Annotated in this window: 25 protein-coding genes and 2 tRNA genes; 10 read left to right on the forward strand and 17 right to left on the reverse strand. The window is 64.3% G+C overall.

Annotation, left to right across the window (positions count from 1 at the left end):
• Window positions 1-76: 76 nt before the first annotated feature.
• The 6 genes from NL112_RS15665 to NL112_RS15690 are packed head-to-tail and all read left to right on the forward strand — an operon-like array spanning window position 77 to window position 7419.
• Window positions 77-349, forward strand: coding sequence for a hypothetical protein (locus NL112_RS15665; RefSeq protein ID WP_255149785.1), 273 nt, complete (start codon window positions 77-79; stop codon window positions 347-349).
• A complete protein-coding gene (locus NL112_RS15670; protein ID WP_255149786.1) occupies window positions 342-899 on the forward strand; it encodes a hypothetical protein in 558 nt (185 codons plus the stop codon). Before NL112_RS15665 ends, NL112_RS15670 begins: the two co-directional genes overlap by 8 nt.
• Complete coding sequence (locus NL112_RS15675; protein WP_255149787.1) at window positions 899-1912, forward strand: hypothetical protein; 1014 nt, start codon at window positions 899-901, stop codon at window positions 1910-1912. Before NL112_RS15670 ends, NL112_RS15675 begins: the two co-directional genes overlap by 1 nt.
• Entirely contained in the window at window positions 1909-3225 is a 1317-nt protein-coding gene (locus tag NL112_RS15680; protein ID WP_255149788.1) for a hypothetical protein, read from the forward strand. The genes NL112_RS15675 and NL112_RS15680 overlap by 4 nt, the downstream gene beginning before the upstream one ends.
• On the forward strand, window positions 3225-5003 hold the full coding sequence (locus tag NL112_RS15685; protein ID WP_255149789.1) for a hypothetical protein: 1779 nt from the start codon (window positions 3225-3227) through the stop codon (window positions 5001-5003). Before NL112_RS15680 ends, NL112_RS15685 begins: the two co-directional genes overlap by 1 nt.
• Window positions 5004-5022: 19 nt before the next feature.
• Window positions 5023-7419, forward strand: a complete 2397-nt coding sequence (locus tag NL112_RS15690) for a hypothetical protein (RefSeq protein ID WP_255149790.1) — start codon at window positions 5023-5025, stop codon at window positions 7417-7419.
• Between the two features lie 298 nt (window positions 7420-7717).
• Here the strand turns inward: NL112_RS15690 and NL112_RS15695 are convergent, their stop codons facing one another.
• From NL112_RS15695 to NL112_RS15735, 9 genes are all read right to left on the reverse strand, one after another.
• Complete coding sequence (locus NL112_RS15695) at window positions 7718-8116, reverse strand: hypothetical protein (RefSeq protein WP_255149791.1); 399 nt, start codon at window positions 8114-8116, stop codon at window positions 7718-7720.
• 319 nt (window positions 8117-8435) lie between these two features.
• On the reverse strand, window positions 8436-10433 hold the full coding sequence (locus NL112_RS15700; RefSeq protein WP_255149792.1) for a DUF7845 domain-containing protein: 1998 nt from the start codon (window positions 10431-10433) through the stop codon (window positions 8436-8438).
• Entirely contained in the window at window positions 10430-10759 is a 330-nt protein-coding gene (locus NL112_RS15705) for a hypothetical protein (protein WP_255149793.1), read from the reverse strand. The genes NL112_RS15700 and NL112_RS15705 overlap by 4 nt, the downstream gene beginning before the upstream one ends.
• Window positions 10756-11430 carry a DUF8129 domain-containing protein gene (locus NL112_RS15710; protein ID WP_255149794.1) on the reverse strand — a complete coding sequence of 225 codons (675 nt, stop codon included), beginning with the start codon at window positions 11428-11430 and terminating at the stop codon, window positions 10756-10758. Before NL112_RS15710 ends, NL112_RS15705 begins: the two co-directional genes overlap by 4 nt.
• Window positions 11427-11717: a hypothetical protein gene (locus tag NL112_RS15715; protein WP_255149795.1), complete on the reverse strand. Its 291-nt coding sequence runs from the start codon at window positions 11715-11717 to the stop codon at window positions 11427-11429. Before NL112_RS15715 ends, NL112_RS15710 begins: the two co-directional genes overlap by 4 nt.
• Window positions 11714-12205 (reverse strand): PD-(D/E)XK family putative nuclease, encoded by a 492-nt coding sequence (locus tag NL112_RS15720; protein WP_255149796.1) that lies wholly within the window; start codon window positions 12203-12205, stop codon window positions 11714-11716. Before NL112_RS15720 ends, NL112_RS15715 begins: the two co-directional genes overlap by 4 nt.
• Window positions 12202-12801, reverse strand: a complete 600-nt coding sequence (locus NL112_RS15725) for a hypothetical protein (RefSeq protein ID WP_255149797.1) — start codon at window positions 12799-12801, stop codon at window positions 12202-12204. Before NL112_RS15725 ends, NL112_RS15720 begins: the two co-directional genes overlap by 4 nt.
• Window positions 12798-13253, reverse strand: coding sequence for a hypothetical protein (locus NL112_RS15730; RefSeq protein ID WP_255149798.1), 456 nt, complete (start codon window positions 13251-13253; stop codon window positions 12798-12800). The genes NL112_RS15725 and NL112_RS15730 overlap by 4 nt, the downstream gene beginning before the upstream one ends.
• A 93-nt stretch (window positions 13254-13346) precedes the next feature.
• Window positions 13347-13525, reverse strand: a tRNA-Trp gene (locus NL112_RS15735).
• A gap of 83 nt (window positions 13526-13608) precedes the next feature.
• Between NL112_RS15735 and NL112_RS15740 the strand changes: the two genes are divergently transcribed.
• Complete coding sequence (locus NL112_RS15740; protein ID WP_255149799.1) at window positions 13609-13965, forward strand: 2Fe-2S iron-sulfur cluster-binding protein; 357 nt, start codon at window positions 13609-13611, stop codon at window positions 13963-13965.
• Here the strand turns inward: NL112_RS15740 and NL112_RS15745 are convergent.
• From NL112_RS15745 to NL112_RS15755, 3 genes are all read right to left on the reverse strand, one after another.
• On the reverse strand, window positions 13932-14156 hold the full coding sequence (locus tag NL112_RS15745; protein WP_255149800.1) for a DUF5795 family protein: 225 nt from the start codon (window positions 14154-14156) through the stop codon (window positions 13932-13934). The two genes, NL112_RS15740 and NL112_RS15745, sit on opposite strands and share 34 nt — an antisense overlap.
• A 79-nt stretch (window positions 14157-14235) precedes the next feature.
• Complete coding sequence (locus NL112_RS15750; protein ID WP_255149801.1) at window positions 14236-15147, reverse strand: DUF5794 domain-containing protein; 912 nt, start codon at window positions 15145-15147, stop codon at window positions 14236-14238.
• A gap of 3 nt (window positions 15148-15150) precedes the next feature.
• Entirely contained in the window at window positions 15151-15345 is a 195-nt protein-coding gene (locus tag NL112_RS15755; RefSeq protein WP_255149802.1) for a DUF8099 family protein, read from the reverse strand.
• 289 nt (window positions 15346-15634) lie between these two features.
• Here NL112_RS15755 and guaB point away from each other — a divergent pair, with 289 nt between their 5' ends.
• Window positions 15635-17113, forward strand: coding sequence for an IMP dehydrogenase (guaB, locus tag NL112_RS15760; protein ID WP_255149803.1), 1479 nt, complete (start codon window positions 15635-15637; stop codon window positions 17111-17113).
• An 84-nt stretch (window positions 17114-17197) separates the two neighbouring features.
• Here the strand turns inward: guaB and NL112_RS15765 are convergent, their stop codons facing one another.
• Both NL112_RS15765 and NL112_RS15770 read right to left on the reverse strand, forming a co-directional pair.
• Window positions 17198-17320 (reverse strand): hypothetical protein, encoded by a 123-nt coding sequence (locus NL112_RS15765; RefSeq protein ID WP_255149804.1) that lies wholly within the window; start codon window positions 17318-17320, stop codon window positions 17198-17200.
• Window positions 17321-17849: 529 nt separating this feature from the next.
• Window positions 17850-17923: transfer RNA gene (locus NL112_RS15770), tRNA-Lys, on the reverse strand.
• A gap of 121 nt (window positions 17924-18044) precedes the next feature.
• On the opposite strand from NL112_RS15770, the gene NL112_RS15775 reads away from it, so the two are divergent.
• Complete coding sequence (locus NL112_RS15775; protein WP_255149805.1) at window positions 18045-19505, forward strand: DHH family phosphoesterase; 1461 nt, start codon at window positions 18045-18047, stop codon at window positions 19503-19505.
• Between the two features lie 15 nt (window positions 19506-19520).
• On the opposite strand, the gene NL112_RS15780 is transcribed toward NL112_RS15775, so the two are convergent.
• Both NL112_RS15780 and NL112_RS15785 read right to left on the reverse strand, forming a co-directional pair.
• Complete coding sequence (locus tag NL112_RS15780; RefSeq protein ID WP_255149806.1) at window positions 19521-19811, reverse strand: PRC-barrel domain-containing protein; 291 nt, start codon at window positions 19809-19811, stop codon at window positions 19521-19523.
• A gap of 96 nt (window positions 19812-19907) precedes the next feature.
• Window positions 19908-20696: a helix-turn-helix transcriptional regulator gene (locus NL112_RS15785; RefSeq protein WP_255149807.1), complete on the reverse strand. Its 789-nt coding sequence runs from the start codon at window positions 20694-20696 to the stop codon at window positions 19908-19910.
• A gap of 360 nt (window positions 20697-21056) precedes the next feature.
• Between NL112_RS15785 and trxA the strand changes: the two genes are divergently transcribed.
• Complete coding sequence (trxA, locus tag NL112_RS15790) at window positions 21057-21452, forward strand: thioredoxin (RefSeq protein WP_255149808.1); 396 nt, start codon at window positions 21057-21059, stop codon at window positions 21450-21452.
• 92 nt (window positions 21453-21544) lie between these two features.
• Here the strand turns inward: trxA and NL112_RS15795 are convergent, their stop codons facing one another.
• Entirely contained in the window at window positions 21545-22507 is a 963-nt protein-coding gene (locus tag NL112_RS15795) for an NAD(P)-dependent oxidoreductase (protein WP_255149809.1), read from the reverse strand.
• Window positions 22508-22564: the final 57 nt, after the last annotated feature.

Raw genomic sequence — 22564 nt, forward strand, 5'->3', positions numbered from 1 at the left:
CGGAAGCGGCGGAGTTTTCCAAAAGAGTTGGTACGAGGTTTGGAGAGGACTCTCCAAACGCGGGAGGTGGTCCCGTATGGTGAGGTCCGCGACCGGAGAGGTCGAGGGCGTCGGCGGCGGCGACTACCAACGGATATACGTCCCGAGTCGCGTCGGTAACGACTCGACGTTTCCCTTCAATCCCGGCGACGGGTATCGTATCCAGGTAGTGACGACCCGATGTAACCGAGACGTCGTCGTCCTGACGAGCGACGCGCTCGAGCTCGACCTGGAGGAGAGCGACGTCGTCCTCCAACGGTCGAGCAAGGAGGTCCAGACGAGCCTCGAGGAGGTCGACGCCGATGATTAACGAGAGCGAGGACGTCGGTGAGAAGGCGGAGATTCGACGCGAGCTCCGGCTCTATCGCGGGTACGTCGAGGACGACGACCTCCGCTCGCGAATCACCGACTGGATTGACGAGTCGCATGAGTTGACGGAGGCGGACACCGCGGAGCGGTACGTCGAGCAACGCCTCAACGAGCTCCTCGAGGAGTATCCGATGTATCACTCGACGGCTCAGAAACGCGGAGAGGACGCGTTTCCTGACGAGTGCAAGGAGTGTCGACATTACGGCTCGAGTTGCCCCGTTCTCCTGGACCTCGTTGAGACGGACTGGCGGGAGCGTCGCCTCGAGGAGGCGGAGACGGAGCAAGAGGCGCGACGTATCTACCAGCAACAGGCTCGAGACGTCGGGTGTACGCGAATCCCGGCGTACCTCAACGAGTACGAGAACGAGCATGAGGACTTTATGCGGGAGGGCCAGGCGCTCGTCTCGGAGGTCCTCGACGCGATACACGTCGACCCGGCGGACGTCTCCGGTGAGGACGTCGAGGTCGCGACCGACGGAGGTGAGCGGTAATGGCTGAGACGTCGCTCCTCCTCGAGGTCGGTCTCGGAGTCGCGGTCGTCGTCGCGATCGTCGGCGCGATACTCTGGCTGGCTCGCTCGGGCTACTTTGAGCCGGACTCGACCAACGAGCAATCGGCTGACGAGCGGGAGGACCTGGCGGCTCGAAACCAGGACTTCAACGTCCCGGTCCGGAAGCGGCTCAAAGCCTGGTCGACACCCATGAAGGTGTTTGTCGCCTCGCTCGTCCTCATGGCGCTCGGTGTCGCGATTGCGGCGTACCAGGTCATGAAAACCGGGAGTCCGGTCCAACAGTACGTTACTCGGGAGGTCCGGTACGCGCTCGTCGCGATCGTCGGGATTGCTGGCGGCGTGAAAATCAAATCCTACATGGACGACCAAATCGGACACCTCCTCGTCACGTACGAGCGAGCCGGTCGACGCAATCTCGTTGAGAAAATCCCGTACGCGAAGGCGCGAGCGAGCGTCCGGGATGGAGCGGTCCGAGTCCCGGAGGTCGCGGACTCGAGGCTCCTGGGGTTGTTTTGGAAGTATCGGCAACGAGGTGAGGACCGACGGCTCCGAGCGGGAGAGAAACCGCTCTCGGACGTTATCACGCACCTCGTCCCGAGTCACGGCGACGAGCTCGCGGACGGCTCGGGGTACATCATTACGACTCGAGAGAACGGCGACGAGGTCCTCTCGGGGGACTCGCTCTCGGACCTGACGTACGCGAGTCCCAACTCGCTCTCGGACGAGCGCGCGACGCAAATCCGGGAGCTCCAGAAACGACAGAAGGCGGAGTTGAAGGGTGTGAAAGCCACCAACGCGGAGCTCTATACACAAATCCGAAAAATGAGAAAGCAAATCAAGAACGACGAATATCGCGACAGACAAGAGCTCCTGGACGATTTCGACCGGTTCAGTCAACAGGTTAAGAGCTCGGTCGCTCACGTCCAGGAGTCGACGTCTCGGGACCGGAAGGACTCGAGAGAGAACGGTGAGAAGCCAGGGGTTGAGGCATGAAACGAGGCGCGCTCGTATTCCTCTCGCTCCTGGTCCTCCTGAGCGCCGTCGCGTCGCCAGTCGCGGCGGCTGGACTCTCGACCAGTAACGACCTCGACGCGCTGAGCGAGCAATCTGTGGCTTCTCAGAGCAACGCGACGGAGACACCGACACCGACGCCGGTCTCGACGTCCTCGAGCTCGAGTGAGCCACCAACGGACGGACGACCGTCGACGGCGGAGGCGGTCCGAGTGCTCCCGGTCCAGTTTGAGCCAGAGTACCTCTCCGTCGAGACGGCGAAACAGGGAGAGCGGTACAACACGTCGGGACCTTTCGCAATCTTCTCGTTCTCGGAGCCGGTCGACCAGGTCGCGGTCCGGCAACCGAAAGCGACGGCGACGGTCCTCGAGGGAGGTCGCCAGGTCCGCGTCTCGTACGATCCTGACGCGGCTCCAGTAGGGAGCCAGTCGCTCTATACGCTCGAGGTGTACTTTTCGGACGGCTCCAGTAAGACGCTCGAGTTGTACGCGGAGCGGACGAGCGTCGACGTCGGTTCGGCTGAAATGCGTAAGTACCGTCCGCTAATCCTCGACATACTGGACGACGCGGAGGACGCGGGGTACGACCGAGACCCGGAGGGAGCGGAGTCCCATTACACGGACGTCAAGGAGACGGCTCAACTCCTCAACTCCCTGTTTGTCGAGCAGGCTATCCGGCTCATGGGGTCGGTATTCGGTATCCTGGCGAATCCGCTCGGTATCGCGAGCATCCTCGCGATTGCGGCGATCGTCACGTACTGGATGCTCTCCCGCAACCGAGCCATGCTCGAGCTCCTCACCAACGACGCCGGTAAGTCCGCTCGGAAGCGACAAGAGCTCTGGATTAAGTGGAAACAGGCTCAACAGACGGCGGCTGAGGAGCCTCTCTCCGAGCTCAAGGGGGTCGGTGAAATGGGAGAGGTGTACTGGCGGGACGCGTTCGGCGTCGACACGGTCGCGGGTCTCGCGGAGCTATTCCGCCAGGGGTTCCCGGTCCGTCGAGACGGTGAGACGAAACACGTCGGCGGTGTCTCGGACCTGGACGTCGAGACGATTGACGCGAGTTGGCTCGAGGCGGTGTGTCGAGACCATCGGCTCCCGTCGGTCGAGATTGCTCTCTCGCATGGGAAACTCGCGCTCCGTCGCATGGTCGCGGAGTACGGGATGCAACACGTCTATGGTGAGACGCTCCAGGACGTCCGCGAGTTGATTGACGAGTTGGACGAGAGCCGGGACATATCCCGGTACGCGGCTGAGGACATGGGAGGCGGAGCACCGGCTCCGGGTGACGACTAATGACGGACGTCGGACTCCTCGAGCGGCTGAAGCGTCGAGTAATGGGTCCTCCGGAGCGACTCCCGCAACGAGTCCTCCTCCTGGTGGTCATGCTCGCGCTCTCGGTCGCGGTCGCGGGTGTTTACCTCGCGTCGACGCGCGGGCTCGAGACCGGCGGGTCGTCGCTCCCGGTCCTCCGTCCCGTGTTGGTCGTCGCGACGTCGACGGTGACATGGGTCGTCGGACTGATTTTCCTCCTCCGTCGGTTCTTGATATTCCGCGATCGTCGGTACGCTGAGCAGGCGGCGGACGTCGTCGGGTACATGGTCAAGTCGGTCCGTCGACTGGCGTACGAGGCAAAGTCGCCGGACGGCTCGACGCGAGTCGTCGGGCTCTCGGGTGACGACCCGGAGGACATAGAGCGGCGAATCCTCGCGGCGCTGGACGGCGGTGAGGACGATCGTATCACTATCAACCCGGAGGCAATCGCGGACGGCGGACGGGACGTTGACCCGCTCGAGGAGGCGGAGGAGTCGGTCGACCCGACGCCGTCGCTCGCGAAACGGGTCGCGGGTCGGCTCCTCGCGATCGTCGTCGCGGTCGTCAAGCTCGCGCTGGTGGTCGGCGTCTCCGCGGGCGGGTATCACGTCGCGGTGACGTACGGACCGGCGCTCGGGCTCGGGATTCTAACGAAAGACCAACTCGAGCTCCTCCGGCAACCGCTCGCGTACGCGGTCGCGACGGGCGCGGTCGTCCTCGCGCTCCTGGTCGGACGCTGGCTCGCGAGACGTCTCTCTCGCGGCTCCGCTGGCGGGTCCGCTGGCGGGTCCGCTGGCGGACCGGACGCCGTCGCGGAGTCTCGCGACTCCTGGCGGGAGGACCTCAAGTTGATGAAACTCGACCTCGCGGCGACGTTGAGTTTCCGAGACCTCGGCTGGTATCTCGTCCTCCCGGCGGCAGTTACGGCGTTCGGGCTCCTCGTCATGGTCCAGTTTTGGGTCTCGTTCTGGTTCTATCCGGTAATTGGAGCGGTCGCGCTCCTGGTTGGGACGCTCAACTATCTCCGAATAGGGTGGAAACGCTCCCGTCGCCTCGAGGCGCTCCGCCAGGACCGAGAGGGTATCCAGTTTGCCGAGCTCGCGGTCCTGGTCAAGGCGGTCGAGGTCCCGGAGACGACGCTCTATTACGGGTGGCTCGGGGACGAGGAGCCGCGTCGGTACGTACATGACGACAAACAGGAGTTTGCTCGACACGTTGCGGACCGAGCGTACGAGGTCCTCAACGGGCTCCAGGTCTCTCCATCGGTCATGGAGAAACAGGCTGAGGAGATTGAGAATATGCGTCCGGACCTCGCGGCGTTCCGGGACGCGGAGCTCCATCAAGTGCAAGAGCGACTCCTCGCGATCGTCGGAGAGCGGGAAATGGTCCCGAAACCAAAGTTGATTGAGGACACCGTCGAGCACGACATGAGGCGTCGACGCGTCGGTCCTGGTCGGTCCGGCCAGGGACATGACCCGGACCTGGTCCGGTCGGCGTACCGGGACCTGGTCCCGGCGGCGCTGGTCGAGCAAGAGATTGACGTCTCTCGAGACGGCGACGGCTCGGAGACGGTGACGGCGGTTCGGCTCCGCTCGGACCCGCTCCCTCCGGAGTACGGGGAGGTCCGGGCTCAATTCGCGTCCGCGTTTCGGAATTACGCTCAATGGGACCCGATGTACGAGCTCCCGGACGTCTCGGACAAGCTCCAGGAGGACCCGATATACGTCGACTCGCTCGGGTATCGGGGTGAGACGGCGTGATTGAAGAAATATCAGAATCATGAGTGAAAACTACCAGGAGATACAACCGACGGACACGACCGACACGGACACGGCGATACGAAACAAGGTCGCGAAACACGTTCGGGAGGCGGCGTACGAAAGGCGTCGAGAGGCTCGAGCGCGGACGCGCGAGCTCATGAGCGAGGTCGAGGCGGCGCTCGCGGGTGAGACCGATCGGGAGCCGGTCGAGGTCCTGGACGAGCTCGCGCTCCAGGTCGAGGAGGACCCGCGGCTCGAGGAGGTCCTCGCTCCGACGCATGACGGGCTCGACACACGGGTCAAGGTCTCGTATCATCGGCTCCGTCAACTCCGCGAGCGGTGGCGGGAGGGAGACGACGTCGACGTCCCGGTTGTCGCGGAGTACCGGACGCTCGTCCAGGTGTCGGAGGCAATCGGGACGATTTACGCGGCGTCGGACGGGACGCGGTACGCTCCGGTCCGGTTGGAGAAACTGGACGTCCGCGGCGCTCGCTCACCAGTCGAGGGAGAGCCGACGCCTATCGGTCGAGTCCGTATCGGCAAGAGCTCGACGGCGTCAATAGAGGACCGGACAACCGAGATACCGCATACGGACTGTGAGCATATCCTCGCGATTGCCAACCCTCGCGAGGGGAAGGACTCGCTAATCGCTCGTCTCTCGGGGAATTTGAAAGACGAGCATGGGTACAAGTGGGTCTCGCTCCATGACGACGGTCGGTTTGAGACCTCCATGATTGCGGTCCCGAACGACGAGGAGCCGATTCAACAGAGTCTCGAGGAGTTTAGCCAGACACCGAAGGGGTATCCGACGAAAGTGTACGTCCCGGCGGTCGGTCTCCCGGACGAGCTCCCGGCGAATCACGTCCCGTTTACGTTCGGGGTCGACTCGCTCTCGGTCGAGACGATCGCTCAACTTTCCGGAGTCAATCCGGAAGGCTCGACGGAGCGACGTATCAAACACGCGCTCGAGGAGGTCCGCGGTCCTGGCGGGAGCGGCTCGGTTGACGAGTTGATTCAACTCCTGGAGACGTACGCGGACGACACCTCCGCGGAGATTACGGTAACGGAGCTCCGGGACCAGGACGACCTCGAGGACAAGGAGAGCGAGGTCTCGAGCGCGACGCGTACGTACGAGCTCGGAGAGGACAAGGTCCTCCGGGAGTGTGCTCAGTCGTTGATGCTCCTCGCGAGCGAGGGACTCCTTTGCGACGCTGGCGCGGACACCAACCTCGACATGGTCGACGTCCTCGAGGACCAGGAGCACGTCGCGACGCTCAATTGTAACTTTCTCCCGGACGGCGACGAGCACCTCAAATACCTGATTGAGAATATCTGGCTTCGGCAAATCTACACGGCTCGGGACGCGAATCCGTGGCTCCCGCGAGTCGCGGTCGAGATTCGGGAGATAAAGGAGCTCGCGCCGTCGCGCCTCGAGCGGACGAAATACTCAACGATCGCAAAGGCAACCCGCCAGACGCTCTTTTTCCTGACGAGCCAGGGAGGGAGTCGTCGGGTCCTGTTGCTCGGGTCGACGCAATACCTGAGAGACGTCTATATGCCCATTAGAGGGAATATGCCTATCAAAATCCTCCTGAAAATGGGTGAGGAGAAGATTCGGACGCTCGAGTCCGCGGGATTCGCGTTCGACCAGGAGGCGCGACGGCAACTCCGTCAATTCCCGACGGGTTGGGGACTCCTGTTACTCCCGGACAAGAAGGTCTGGCCGATTAACTGGACCGGCGCTCGTTGCGGGCTCTCGCTCGGAGACCTCCCGTGGCTGGCTCGGTACGGGTTGGCTATGGGGTTCCGCGTCGAGCTCCGGGACGTCGACGCGGAGGCGTGGGACGGCGGAGACGAGTACGTCGACCAGGAGGGACGGCTCCAGGAGGCTCCGCCGGCTCGCAACGAGTGGTATCTCCGCGTCGAGGACGTCGAGGCGATCGTCGGGGACGTCGACGGCGACCTGGACGAGGAGGTCCTCCTCGAGGTCCTGGAGGAGCGGCGGGAGTACGAGCTCGCTCAGGACCTCCGTCCGACGCCGGTCGCGGTCGCGGACCAGCAACGGCAATTGGACCTCGTCTCGACGGACGTCGCAAAGGAGAGGGAGGAAAACGCGCTCTATCAGAAACACGGAGTACACGGCGCGCTCCGCGAGTGGCTCTCCCGAGAGCGGTCGACGGTTGCGAAGTATGAACGAGTCCTCGACACGGTCCGAAACAAGGAGGTCTCGTCGTACTCAGACATGGCGACACTCTCCGGCGTCTCGAAACCAATGATTGCTCAGTACATGAGAAAGGACGAGAACGCGCTCAGGCCATGTCTCACAAAAGAGGGCGAGTTGTACCACTTGACTCCCGTCGGTCGAGACGCGCTCGACAACATCAATTGGGACGCGGTGTTTCGAGAGCTCGACTAAGCTAAGACTTGGGCGAGTTGACGGCGATCGTCGTCGCTATGGTCCTGGAGCATGGTTCCCGAAGGTTTCTCCGTGGATTCGGGGCGGACAGAGCGGCCCCCTACTCCCCGTACTGTCGTTCAAGTTTGTGAGTCGGCGTCGACTCTCGCTCCCTCAATATATCGCGCGTACCCTATTCTATATACGGTACGACGCGCGTCGCTGGTAAGTACTATTCCAACTCATTTGGAAACGCAAGACAGCGAAGGTGTCAGCAGTTGTTAGATGGTCTTATATATCAAGACAGTAAGCAAAATTCTCAGTTGGTCATTCCTTCCTCTTGAGGGAAGCACTCCTCGAGGTTGACAGCGTTCCCACCGAGAAGTTTCTCAATCGCTTCACGACTTCGCATGTCCTCAACGGTCTCTCCGAGATGTATTTCCCTCTCTTCTCCGTATGAAGGGCGCATATCTGCCAGGGCGGGCATGGGACCACCGAGCCGATCGATATAGTGAGTGAGTATCTTTGCAGCCTCCCAAGCCAGTCTCGGGTCTTTAAACCCGAGAATACGCTGGTGCTGAGTGCCGTAAAACATGTCGACCGCCCATTTGTTTACCTCGTCACTCCGGTTATGGTGAAGTTCAGCGATTCGCAGTTTACAGTTTGGGCATTGATACCCATTCGTCTTTTCTTCCCAATTGTCTGAGGGGTGAACCATACATTCTGGTTGATGTGTTCCGCAAAAGGCTTTCCCCGGTTTACCCAAACCCTGACACTTGGAGATGGGTGCGTTTCGAGTGCTTCAGGTAGAACCCCGCCGCGCGGCTGCGGTGCGGGTTTTTGCTGACCTTTGGTCTTATCCTCACCCCCCTAAGGGGGACCACCCGGTCGGTGAAAGCAGGTCCAGGAGTGTTGGGCGATCGGAGGACGAGACCAGCCGATAGTTATCTGAAATGCAATAGGTATGTGTCTGGCGCGCGGTCAGGGTATTTAAAGAAAAAGGGGAATTGGTAGTGTTGCCACTCTGCCGGAGGGCGTCAGTCGAGTGCGAACACGTCCTCGCGACCGCGGAGTTTCAGGGACGAGCCATGCCAAACGGCAATTCGGTCCAGAGAGTCACGATCGCCGTCAGCATCGTGGTAGGTGATTCCCGCGTCCAAGAATCGGAGCTCGTCGATTCCGATTGTGTCTTTCGCAGCCTGGTAGCCGGACCTGAGGACGACGTGGAGCTCGTAGAGTGAGAAGTTCCCAGCGGCGAGACGGAGCTCGAGGCCGTCGCGATCGTCGACGAGGTCGACACCATAGCGTCGAGCCCACTTACCGAAGGCGCTGTCGTCGTCGACCTGCTGGTTGGCTGTTGCGAGGTGCGAGAGTCCGCGCTCGACGCGGTCGACGGCGGAGTCGAGTGTCGCGAAAAGTTCGTTGAGTCGGTCGCGGACGATGCTGTCGGCGACGGAGACACCGTCGACGCGCTCGAATAGACGCTCGAATTTTCTGAGGGTCCGTGAGACGGTACTGGTCGACCGGTCGGCGGCGTCGGCGAGGTCGTCGAGTCCGTCGTATCGTCCGCCGTCGCTCGCGGCGCGGAGGACGTCGGACTCGGCTTCGGTGGGAGGATTCGCGAGTAGCTCTCTTGTCGCGACGGATCGCTCATGCTCGACTACTTGGTCGATGGGGCAGCCGACGAGTTGGAGTCGGTCGGCGTCGTCCTGGTTGGTGAGGATTGCCTGGTCGAAATGGTCGTCGTCGACGAAGACGCCGTCATCAGGGGAGGTGGGGAGGCCGGCCCAAGAAAGGCAGTTGAGGAGGTAGGTGCGTAGTTCTGCCTCGAGTGTTTCGCGTCCGATTTCTCCGTCGTCGGCGTGGTCGTCGAACCAGCGGACGGTGAGGTCGTTCGGTGTGTGCTCTCGGTTCCATTGGACCTCGAGTTTCGGGTGGTCGGTCGGTGCAACGTCGGGGTCATTCGGTGTCTTGCTGGCGTGTTTGAGGAGGTAGCTCTTGAGGAGTTTTCCGACGGCGTGGTCTCCGTAGAGACGATTGAGGGAGGTTGGATTGAGAGCGACTGCGGACCGCTGTCCGGTGACTCGTTCGTTGTTCCATTTGTATTCGCCGCGACCGTCGCGTCGGCTGGAGAACTGTGCGAGTCGTTCGAGGAGGCCGTCGTCTGGGCCGACGAGGAGATCGTCGGCCAGGTCGCGTAGCACTCGCACGTAGATTGCGAGGCCAAAGACGTTTGACCAGGGGTGAATGTTCTCTCGAGAATAGAACCCGGGTCGAGCACCCATCTCCGCAATGAGTGCTTGTAGGACGTCGACTATGTCGTGTGTGTCGACGTTGGACGCGTTGATTTCGACCCTCACTCCTTCGGGAAGGTCGACCGGCATCGCATTAATTCGGTCACCGTTGGGCTGTCGAGCGTCGGGGAGCGACGGGCGTATCTGGAAGTTGATTCTTCGATTTCGCTTTTCGTCGTCGATGTCGTATACTGGAAGGTTGTACTCGTAGTATGTGTCGCCCGCGTCGTCGTCGCGTGTGGCGATACCTCCCGGCCAGTATTTCGCCGTTCCTTTGGCATCGTCGGGGTCGTCGTAATCGGCGAGTCGGTCGACGTCCCATGTGGTTCCGGCGGCCTCGAACGGGTCGACGTCATCGAGGGCGGGAGTGGTGATGGTTCCGTCGTCGTCGACGGTGGCGGGCTCGAACTGGCGGACAAAGGCGAAGAAGGGAGTGAGTCCGTCGTCGAGTTGGTCGTCGGCGAACAGTAGGTGTGCATTGTGCTCGTGGGTTTGTCCAGCGAGGTATTCGCGTCGACCGGTCGCCTCGTCGAGGACGGCGTCGTCCAGGTCCTTGTCGCGGTTGAGCGGCTCGACGTCCTTGTGGTCGTCCTGGTCCTCATCGCGATCGTCGGCAGAGGTGGAGTAGTCACCCGAGAGCAAGTACTCGGCGCGCTGCTCAGCGTTTCGGTCCTCGGCGCGGACGTCGGAGAGGTCGACGTCTTTCTCGTCGCCCGCGTGAACCCGCTGCTCGCGGGTCATTTCCAGACCCCCCAGTCCTCGAGGTACGCGAATCCTTCTTGAATCTGCTCGATTGGATAGGGGTAGTCAGCCGCTTCCTGGCCGACCCGTAGGCGATCGAACCAGATTCGTTCTCCGTCGACGTCAAAGATAGTTCCCGAGCCCCAGAGCGTCGATCCATCGGTGAAATAGATAATCATCCCCTCGTCGCTGGCGTCGGTGGTGCTGGTCAGGTCCCAATAAGGGCGGTCGTGGTCGGTTCTCGAGGGGAGATTCTGGACGACGTCGGCGGGTTCCGCATAGACAAGCAAGTGGTACGGCCGAGACGGTGGGTCGGAGCTGGTCACTCTGAACCACCCTGGAGCGGGAAGGTCCGGCAGTCGGGACACCAGAGGCCGAGCTCTCCGTTAATATGATGCTCGACGAGGTCAGCATTACAATCGGGGCACTCAGCCAGTTGGTCGCTGGTGAGCCCCTGCTCGTTGGCATCGCCTCCATCGGCGATAGCCACCTGGTCCTCGAGTCCGACGGTGTCGACGTCGGGCGTCGAGGGCTCTTCGCGAGCGTCCGGGGAAGATTGCTTCTCGCGCTCGTCGCGACGAGCTTTGAAAGCCTCGAGGGAGGGTCGCTCGGTGGTTACGCGAGGTCCGCGAGTGCTCGGGTCGACGGCTTCGTATCCGTCGTCGGTCTCGCGGAGGATTCGACAGACGCTCCCGTACGACTCGGTCTCCGCGAGGTCGGTTTCCTGGAGGTACTCGTCCAGGTCGTATATCCCGAGGTCGAGGACCTCGTCTCGTCGCTTCTCGAGCCAGTCGAGGACGGTCGAGCGTGGTCCGCGCTGGAGTTTCCTTTCGACGCTAATCCAGGCGTTGACCTCCTTGAGGTCGCGGAGTCCGCGGATACGCGCTCGCGCTCGCTCTCGAGCGTTCTCGTCGTCCAGGAGGCTCCGGTTGAGGTATCGGAGCGGGTCCTTCCCGGCGACGTCGAGCTCTCGGGAGAGGTCCCCGGTTGGGCTCATGCGTCTCCCCCCTCGCTGTCGGCTCTGGCGTTTGAGAGTGCCTCCTCGACCTCGTCGGCGCTCATGGCGGCGAGTTTCGCTCCGAGTGGGGAGTTGCCTCCGCGAGTGTGGGTTTCCTTCGTCGCGAGCTCGTCAAACCCGGTTTGACAGTCTTTGCAGTAGTACCTCGAGTCCGGGTGCTCGGGGTTTCTCTTGCTCATCCCGACGTGTTTCGTCCCTGAGCGAACCGAGTACGACGTCCCCCCGCAATGAGGACAACAGTCGACCTCAAACTGTCCGGAACTCATGGCTCCTCGACCTCCGAGACGTCGAAAATCGCGGTCCAGGTGAGTTGTGCGTACGCGACCTCGCTTCTGGAGTCGTCCTCAATGGGTATCCAGGAGCCGACGACGTCGTTGACGATCGTCGCGGGGACGATCTTCATGGCGATAACGGGTCGCTCGGGTCGCGGCTCACACACGGCGAATAGGTACGAGCCGGCGCGCTCCAGGAGGGAGTCGTGTTGTCGTTTCCTGAGGTTGAAGCGTCCGCGGCGTTGCGTCTGGTTGACGACCGCGGCGGCGGATTTTATCTCGACGTCGGTCCCTTTCTCGAGGACGCACACGCCAACGAAGGGGAGGCGCGGCGAGGGGGAGAGGACGGTCGAGACTCGAGCGTCGGGGATACCTGGCTCGTCTCCAGGGACGTACTCGAGCTCGGGGATGCTCTGTATTACGGCGGACTCCGCGTTGTTCCCGGCTCGGACGCTCGACGTCGTCTCGAGGGAGGAGCTCACCGAATCACCTCCTTGGTCGGAATCCAATCGTTACACTCGCAACAGCGGTAGCGCGTACCCTCAGGTGAAACGTTTACGTTGAGGAGAGTATCGCACTCGGGACAACTTGCGAGGTCTCGATTAGAGAGTCTGTCAACAATTCCACCGTCCGCGACGAGGCGCTCTGAACGGTCGCCTCCGGAATCCTGGGCTCGGTAGCGATCGTCAACTATGCTGGCGAATGTGTCCCGGAGCTTCTTTCTCTGGACTTTGCTGAGGTCCTCGGGGGCGACACCAGTCGTCGCGACGAACTCCTCGCGCTCGGGAGTCCAACCATTTCGACCGCGTTCTGCATCGTACACGCGCTCGAGGGCACGCTTTCCGTCCGCGGTCGCGTACACGACACGGGCGGCGGGTTTGTCCTGGTGGGGTCCGTCGACGGGGTTACCGGCGTCGTCGACAGTCCAGAGGAGGAGCGGTCCGAGCCGGACCTCGACGGCGTATACCTCGCGCTGGTAGGGCTCGACGGGTTCATGGTGTCCGAGTCGGCTCCAGGACTCAGGGATGGTCGTCGGTGGGCCTGCGAGCTCGTCGTCCCACCTCCAGGTGGTTGTCACCGTTGGTCACCCCCGTCGGCGCGGACGGTTTCACGGGTTGGCTCGCGTTCGGTTAGCGCTCGGAGCTCTCGCTCGACCTCGTCTAGGATGCTCGCGACCTCCTCGGGACGGGTGTCCCGGTCGACGGTCCCGAGAACGGCGAAACCGTCGCCGTCGACGAGGGCGCTCAGACGATCGTCGTCGCGAGCGACGGTAAGCGTCACCTCGAGGTGACCTCCGTCCGCGACTAGTCCCTCACCGGTGTCGACGCCTATCCAGTCGTCCGGGATGGAGCATTGGGGACAGGGGTCGCGCTCGTACTCCTCGATGGCCTCCTGGAGTGAGACGCGGACGAACTCGCGGTCATGTTGCGCGTTCTTCCCGCACCGTGCGAGCTTGCTGTTTCCGAGCTCACGGTGGAACGCAGTTGCGTGTCGACCTTCTGAGACGAGAACGTCTCTCGAGTCGCTCACGCGAGGTCACCTCTTTTATCGGCGGTGTGACCACTCTGGGGTTTACTTGAAGTAAATCGGCGGCAAGAGCCTCCGATACTGTTAAATCTGGAATGGGGCCGGAGGGATTTGAACCCCCGATCGACTGATATCTCCGGTCGGCGCCTCGGTCCTCCAGAGGGTCGTCAACGCGAGCGATGATCAGTCGCCCGCTCGGTATATCAGTCTGGAGTGTCGTCACCGGGCGCGTGGCCTCTGGAGTCAGTCGCCATGCCTGGCTTGGCCACAGCCCCTCGCCTCCGGGTATGGCGATTGCCCGTAAATGGATTTCGATTCGACCCCCGGCGTTTTCCCCGGCCGTCCCCTGACTCGGAACATGGACACCGTTCGCCTCACCGTCCGCGAGCAGGGCGTCGAGAACAGCATCGAGGTGCCCCGGGGCGCGAACCTCCGGCGGGCGCTACTCGACGCCGGTTTCGACGTGTACGGCCCGGTCTCGCGGGCGGCAAACTGTGGGGGCCGCGGCCTCTGTGGCACCTGTGGCGTCAGGTTCGGTGGCGACTCGCCGGCGCCGGGCCACTGGCACGACGCGCTCGCCGCGCGGTTCGGCTACCCGCGACTCTCCTGTCAGTTGTCCGTCCAGCGGGAGCTGTCGGTACAGATCCCGGAGAAACTCGTCTGGGGACAGCTACTGCCCGGTCACCGGTCCGTCTCGGACCAATCACAATCCTGACATTTGTAGCCGGTGACGAACTCCGTCACGGAGGGCATGTAGCCGACGGAGACGACGTCCCCGCCGCAGTCCGGACAGTCCCTGTCGGCGTCCTCGATTCCCTCGGTGTCCATCACCGTCTCCCCCTCGATTAGCTCTGCGAGCTTTCCGGGGGTCACCATCCGCCCCTGCACGACGCGGTTCTCGGCCATAACGGGAGGCGGCACCGACGGCGTGTAAGCGTTGCCCTCGCCGGTGTCGAACCGCTCGCCGTCGAAAGGATAAACCGGACTACAGCCAGGGCGCGCGGTCGCCGTCCGTCACGCCCGGCGTTCCGCCCGCGTCGTCGTCGCCGTTCTCGGACACTGGCTCGACTGGCGGTGCGTCCTCGACGTTCTCCTCGACGCTCTCGTCGGGGTCGCCCCCGTCCGTGACGGCGCCGGACGCCTCGGATTCGGGCATCGGGTCCCCGTGCCCGTCGGGGTCGAGTGCCAGTAGCGAGGTGACGGCGATGACTGCCAGCGCGATGGGGACGTTTGCCTCGATGACGCCCAGGATGGACAGGGGCAGAACGCCCAGCGCGACGGCGCTCCCGAACCGGAAGCGGTCGATGTCGACGTTGCCCCGGAGCCACGGCCCCAGCAGGGCGACCGACAGCGCGAACGCGACGCCGACGCCGGCGGCCGCCACGCCCTGGGCGACCAGCATCGGGTCGGTGACGACCTCGAACGCGATGCCGCCGAAGTCGAACGACGCGACGAGGCCGAGGCCGACGATGACGCCCGGCCGGGGGAGATACTCGCCGACAGTCGCCGAGGCGGTCTTCGCCGCGATGGCGAGGATGACCAGCGCCGCGAAGCGCTCGAACACCCACATGTTCAGCATCGACCCGATGGTGGGCGCGATGGCGGCCTCCACCCCGGCGATAGCCATTATCGGGAGGCCGACCGCGAGGATGGACGTGACCTGCTCGCGGCGGGTACCGTCCATCTCGGCGAGGACGACCGCGAGAGTGGCGGAGCCACCGAACACCAGCAGGCCGACCTCGAGGATGCCCAGCGCGCCGTCGACGGCCCCCGCGAGAACCAGCGCGGGGAAGATGCCGTCGACCAGCGGGAGCGCCATCACGGTGGCGAGGAGCCGCGTCCCCTCGCCCACCGACTGCTCTAGGCGGAGCGCTATCGGATGTCTCGACGTGCTCATCGATCAGGGGCGTTGGCGATACCCCGTCGCCGATGGGTGGTGTGCTCCGCGGTGCTCGTGGCGTGCGACGGTCCCCAGCCAGTCGAGCGCGAAGCCCTCCGCTTTATTGAACGCCCGAATCGCGAATGTAACTGTGGTGCCGGAGTCGGCGGTCGGCTGACCGGCAGTACGCGTCGCGATCGGACTTGCGGAGTCCATGTCTGCAATATTTGACGAGATGGGCATAAACGTTGTGTGAGGCGCGTCCGCACACCCCGAAAATCCACCATTCCCGCCGTAGTTACACCGGAACCCGTCCAATCGTTAGCCACTGGGATGGACGAATGCCCATCGGGAGCCACCGACGCCGATACCTGCCCGTCGATGTACAGCTCCCGACCTCCCGACGACGCCGTGATGGCGAGCCTGCGGGTGTGTCACGCGGGCACAGCCGCCGTGTCCGGTTCCTTCTCGGAACGTTTTTGCACCGGGGCTTCACACGGTTTATATGGCGGACGACAAGCCGTTCTCGCAGAAACTCCAGGTGCCGGAAGCGCTGACGTTCGACGACGTACTCCTGCGACCCAAGGAGTCGCGTGTCGAACCGGACGAGGCCGACACCTCGACCCGCGTCTCGAAGAACGTCCAGCTAAACATCCCCGTGCTGTCTGCCGCGATGGACACCGTCACGGAGGCCGAACTCGCCGCCGAGATGGCCCGACAGGGTGGCCTCGGCGTGCTCCACCGCAACATGGACGTCGCGGAGACGGCCGACCACGTCGAGCGCGTGAAACGCGCCGACGAACTCATCATCCGTGACGTCGTGACCGCCTCCCCCGAGATGACCGTCGAGGAAGTAGACGCCATGATGGACCGCGCGGGCGTGTCGGGCGCGCCGGTCGTCGACGACGACGGCGAGGTGCTCGGTATCATCTCCGGCACCGACATCCGGCCGTATCTCGGCATCGGCTCCGAGGACAGCGTCCGGGAGGCGATGACCGACGAGGTCATCACCGCCGGGGAGGACATCGAGGCCCGCGAGGCGCTGGAGCTGATGTACGACCACAAGATAGAGCGCGTCCCCATCGTCGACGACGAGGACCGACTGACTGGCCTCGTGACGATGCGGGGCATCCTCTCGCGGCGCGAATACGACGACGCGGCCCGCGACGACGACGGCCGCCTGCTGGCGGGCGTCGCCGTCGGCCCGTTCGAACTCGACCGGGCACAGGCCGCCGACGAGGCGGGCGCGGACGTGCTGTTCATCGACTGTGCACACGCCCACAACCTCAACGTCCTCGATTCGGCTCGCGACATCAAAACGGAGGTCGACGCCGACGTCGTCGTCGGCAACGTCGGTACCCGCGAGGCCGCCGAGGAGGCCGTCGACTTCGCCGACGGATTGAAGGTGGGTATCGGCCCCGGCTCCATCTGTACCACTCGGGTCGTCTCCGGCGCGGGGATGCCTCAGATTACGGCCGTCGCCGAAGTCGCCGACGTTGCCGCCCGCGAGGACGTGCCGGTCATCGCGGACGGCGGCATCCGCTACTCCGGCGACGCCATCAAGGCCATCGCGGCGGGTGCGGACGCCGTGATGCTCGGCTCCTACTTCGCCGGTACCGACGAGGCGCCCGGTCGCGTCATCACGATGAACGGCAAGAAGTACAAGCAGTACCGCGGGATGGGGTCGGTCGGCGCCATGTCCGAGGGGAGCGGCGACCGCTACCTCAAGGACGACGACGGGGACGAGGAGTTCGTCCCGGAGGGCGTCGAGGCCGCCACCCCGTACAAGGGGTCGCTGGAATCCGAGCTCCACCAGCTCGTCGGCGGGATGCGCTCCGGGATGGGGTACGTCGGCGCCGAGACCATCCCCGGGTTCAAGGAGCGTGCGGAGTTCGTCCGGGTCTCCTCGGCCGGCCAGACCGAGGGCCACCCGCACGACGTGATGATTACCGACGAGGCGCCGAACTACTCGCCACAGGAGTGAGAGAGCCACCCGCTCCGGCGCCGGACCACCCCTCGAATCGTGGTTTCCGACAGGATGAATCGCTAGAGAACGTCCCGATGAACCTCACTGGAGTCTGTCCGCGCTCATGCACGCGCGACTGCAGTACCCCATCTCCGCCGTCCGGGCGCTGTCGTGAGCCTCGAACGTTTCGCCACAGTTCTTGCACGTGACGGACGTGAGCGACATATGATAACCATTGCCAACCAGTGTAATAAATCTGACTCAGTGTGTGCCGTCCGTCTGACGGCGTTTCCCTGCTGGCTCAGACGACAGAAATCAGTTCACTATCGTGTTACACATCGTTCCGAGCGTCCCAACCGACCACCCGAGCACGAACTCGTCTGGAGTTCCTACCCGTTTGCCTACAGGAGCAGGACGCCCCTCGCGTCGTTTGGTCCGGCCGCTCGGCAGGCGCTCGTCCGCGACTAGTCTCCGGGCGACCATCGACCGGTAGTGACCGCATAACGATGGTCCGTCGCGGTGGCCCGGGTGACGACGGAGCTGATAGATTCCATGAAGCGACACCTTCCGGAGGAGACGTCCGGATGCTATCTCCGGCGGCCAGGGGACTGCTGTTGGCTCTGCTACGGCCGCATCCTGCTGGGACGTAGCACCACCTGAGCCCGCCCCCGCTGTCCGCGCCGGTGGGATGAGTTCGACGGGGCCGCCCCAGCGGCTGCTGGCCACCGTAACCGTTCGTCGGTAGAAATCGGAACGGGCCGAGGGGGATTTGAACCCCCGACCGACTGGTTAAGAGCCAGTCGCTCTCCCTGGCTGAGCTATCGGCCCTCACTCCGGGGTAGCGGAGGCCGTCGCATATAGCTTGCGTTTCGGCGCCTGCGACCGGTTCCGTCACCGGAAACTCCGAGGTGGGCAGTTTAAGTTGTAGCCCCCCACACGTCGACACAACATGAGTAGCGGAATCTCGATGGCCTCGATGTCTACGTACGCCATCCTCGGTTGCGGCAGCGTGGGGCACGCCGTCGCTGAAGAGCTCGAAGCGGAGGAGAAGGACGTGCTCATCCTCGACAAGGACGAGGGTCGCGTCGAGGCGCTACGCGACCAGGACCTCGATGCCCGCACAGCCGACATCGCCGACGAGGAGGTGGCCGAAGCCATCGCCGACCGGGACGTCGTTCTCATTCTCTCGTCGGACGTCGAGGCGAACCGTGCCGCCGTCGAGAACATCCGCGCTCGGGGCGAGGACCAGTTCATCGTCGTCCGGGCCTCGGACCCCGTTACGGCCGACGAGCTGACCGAACTCGGCGTCGACGTGGTGATCAACCCGTCGGCGGTCATCGCCGACTCCGCGCTCCGGGCGCTCGAGACGGGGGAACTGGAGCACAAGGCCGAACAGTTGGCGGACGTCATCGACTCGACCGAGCGCCGGATGGCCATCCTCGCACACCGGTCGCCGGACCCCGACTCCATCGCCAGCGCCGTCGCGCTGAAGGCCATCGCCGAGTCGCGCGACGTGGAGGCCGACATCATCTACGACGGGGAGATCGGCCACCAGGAGAACCGCGCGTTCGTCAACCTGTTCGGCATCGAGTTGACGCCCCGGGAGGAGGTGAGCCTCGACAGCTACGACACGGTCGCGCTGGTGGACCACGCGAAAGCCTCGGAAGACGCGTTCGAGGGTGACGTCGACATCTTCATCGACCACTTCGAGCCGGACGTCGACTACGATGCCCGATTCACCGACGTGCGACGCAACGTCTCCTCGACGTCGACGATTCTCACGAAGTACGTCCAGGAGTTCGACATCAAACTCGACGAGGACGTAGCGACCGCGCTGTTGTACGGCATCCGCGCCGAGACGCTCGATTTCAAGCGCGACACGACGCCGGCGGACCTGACCGCGGCGGCGTATCTCCACCCGTTCGCCGACCACGACACGCTCGAACAGGTGGAGTCGCCGTCGATGAGCCCGGAGACGCTGGACGTACTCGCGGAAGCGATTCGCAACCGCGACGTGAAAGGCTCGCATCTCGTCTCGAACGCGGGGTTCATCCGCGACCGCGACGCCCTCTCGCAGGCCGCACAGCATCTCCTCAACCTCGAAGGTATCACCACGACGGCCGTGTTCGCACTCGCGGACGACACCATCTATCTGGCGGCGCGCTCGAAGGATATCCGGATGAACATCGGCGCGGTGCTGGAGGACGCGTTCGGCGAAATCGGTGAGGTGGTCGGCCACTCGACGGACGCCTCCGCCGAGATACCGCTGGGCATCTTCACCGGCATCGAGACGACGGAGGACAACCGCGAGACCCTGCTTTCGCTCGTCGAGGAAGCCGTACGCACGAAACTGTTCGAGGCGATGGGTGTCGAGTCCTCCGGGAGCGGCGAGTCGGCGAACGGCTCCTGACCCTCGCTACCTGCGTCAGGCGACCGCTTCCTCCTCGTCGCCGTCCTTGAGCCGTTCGATGACGTCGTTGATGAGGATGACGTCGCCGACCGCACGCACCCACCTGTAGGGGACGATGACGCCGCGCGCCTCGTCGACGCGGGCGTCGAACAGGCTCCCGTTGAGTTCCGTCAGGGCGAGACCGGTCACCGTCTCGTTGTCGAGGTCGAGTCGCAAGTCCTCGACCTGGCCGACGAAAACCCCGTTGTTCGAGTACACTTCCCGCCCGACGAGCGAGGTGATTTCCTGGGGAACGTCCTGGTTCATACCGCGAGCGTGGGTCGGCCCGTTCTTAATCCTGCCGGCACCGTCTGACGCGCGTCACGCGACGTAACGGCGGTGTGGGCCGGCTGGCGACTCATCTCACTCCGACGCGAGGGTAGGCGACAGCTCCCTGGCTCCACTCCAGTAACGTTCGAACAGGGCCCGTGCCCGCTCGACGGGCTCCGGATGGCCCGTCTGAATGTGGGCTCGCAGGCCGTCGTCGGCGTACACGAGGTAGTGGACGGTCGTGTCCTCACCGACGTCCATCAGCGTCAGGCTGTAACCGGGATGGTCACCCGACTCCCGGAGACGGAGCCGTCCGGTGTCGAGCATCGTCGCCAGCGTCTCGGTATGGTCAGTGACGACCCGCTTGGAGACGGACTCGCTGAGTACGAGCCGCGCCGCCGCACCCCCCTGGACTATCGCATCGCGGAACGAGTCGACGAACCGCGGTCCCAGCGCCGTCGAGATGTGGTCGATATGCTCCGCCTCCCGCACGGCACCGACGTACGGCTCCACCGGTCGGTACGGCGCCGTCCGGTCCGCGAGCGTCACCTCGGCGCCCCGGAGTGCCCCCGCCTCGATGTCGGCGCCGGGGGGCAGTACCGCCAGCGCCTCGAGCGCATCCAGGACTCCCGCCGCCCGTTCGCGGTAGCGGTCGTACTCCTCGAACAGGAGCCGCCCCGGTAGCGTCAGGCCGAACCCCCCGTCGACGCGCTCGACGAGCCCGGCCGCCTCCAGGTCCCTGATACAGCGGTCCACGGTGGACCGCGAGACGTCGAGCGACTCGACCAGTTCCGGCTTGGTGCGGGGCCCGTCGAGCAGTGCCGAGAACAGCGACGACCGCCGGCAGAGGAGGGAGAACACGGACTCCTGGGACTCCGTCATCGACGCGGATTACCTCTCGTTACCCGTTAAGCGTTCGGGACGGTTCTCAATTCGTATAAGTCTGGGAAAGAAATATGTATGTGAAGCCACCTCTTGAACGCTCGTGCGATGAGTGATGTAAAGACGTACCATCCGTAGATACGGATGCCGGGGTGCCTCTGACATCCGGCATCGGGGGCGGTTTCTGCCCGGACCGCCCCCTCTTTTCCCGGCGGACGGCCCGCCCGCCCATCGCCGTCCCCCGGGGACCTCTCGTCACCGCGGCCTCCATGCCGACCAGCGACGGCGTCGCGGCGCTGGTCGTGTGCGGTTCGGCCACGACCCCGATGTCGTTAACTAGCCCCGGGCGTTACGACGTGTATGAGCAACGAAGACGACGAACTGGAGTCCATCCGCGACCAGAAGCGCGAAGAGCTGTCGAGCCGGGCCGAGACGCCCGACGAGCCGGTCCACGTCGAGGGGCAGTCCCACCTCGAGGAACTCGTCGGCGAGAACGACGTGGTGCTTGTCGACTTCTACGCGGATTGGTGTGGTCCGTGCAAGATGCTCGAGCCGACGGTCGAGGAACTGGCGGCCGAGACCGACGCGGCCGTGGCCAAGGTCGACATCGACGCCCACCAGGCGCTCGCACAGCAGTACCGGGTGCAGGGCGTCCCGACGCTGTACCTGTTCGCCGGCGGCGAACCGGTCGACGAGATGGTCGGCGTCCAGGAGAAGTCGACGCTCGAAGGAAAGATAGCGAACGCGACCACATAACTGCGTCAGGTACAGACGGGACGCCCCCGTCGCCGGGTGGTCTCGATGTCCCAGCGGTGCGACTAGCTATCGGCGGTCCCGTTTGCTGGCGGTCACCAGCCCGGGTCGACGGGGTGGTCCGGGTCGCCACCCGTGAGCACCCGCGCGATGTCCGTCGCGAGCGTGTCGGCACACTCCCGGATGGCTTCCTCCGAGTACCAGCCAACGTGTGGCGTGTAGACCACGTTCGGGTGGGCCGTCGGGAGCGACGAGGGCGGCTCCTGGTCCAGCACGTCGAGCCCGGCACCGGCTATCTCGCCGGCGTCGAGTGCGGCCGCGAGCGCGTCGGTGTCCACGACCCCGCCGCGTCCCACGTTGACGACGACGGCCGACCGCTTCATCAGCCCGAACGCGCTTTCGTCCAGCAGGCCGCGCGTCTGAGGCGTGAGCGGGGCCAGTAGCGCGAGCAGGTCGGACCGACGCAACAACGGTTCTAGCTCCACGCCCTCGACGCCGTACTCGGCGAGCGTCGGGTCGTCCACGTGCGGGTCGTACGCCAACCCCTCCAAGTCGAATCCACGGACGAGTTCCGCCAACCGGCGGGCGGAAGCGCCGAACGAAAGGAACCCGAGCGTCGCGTTCGAGAGGCGACCGACTGGGACGCCGGGGTCGCGGGACCAGCCGCCGTTCTGGACGTGGTCGTCGTAGGGACCGAGCCGTCGCCACGTCGACAGCAGTAGCGACAGTGCGTGGGTCGCCACCTCCTCGGTGCAGTAGTCGGGGACGTTCACCACGGGGATGCCGTACTCGCGGGCGGCACCGAGCGCCACGTTGTCGACGCCGACTCCCGCCCGCCCCACCACCCGGACCGGTGTTTCGGTGAACAGCCGCTCGGTCACCGGCGTCCCGGCGTCGACGACGACGGCGTCGGCATCGCCGGCCGCGGCCGCCCGCACGAGTCGCTCCTCGTCACCCTCCTCGACGACCTGTACGTCGGCGTCGAACCCCTGCCAGGTGAACGCCTCCGGCAACACCTCGGCCGTCTTCGTGTCAGTGGTCACCACCCGGTGAGCCATACCCGACTCCACTCGCTCCCCCCACTTAACGGGAAGCGTTACAACGTCCCCAAGAGT

It is taken from the genome of Halorarius halobius, assembly GCF_024298865.1.
Classification (GTDB): Archaea; Halobacteriota; Halobacteria; order Halobacteriales; family Haloarculaceae; genus Halorarius; species Halorarius halobius.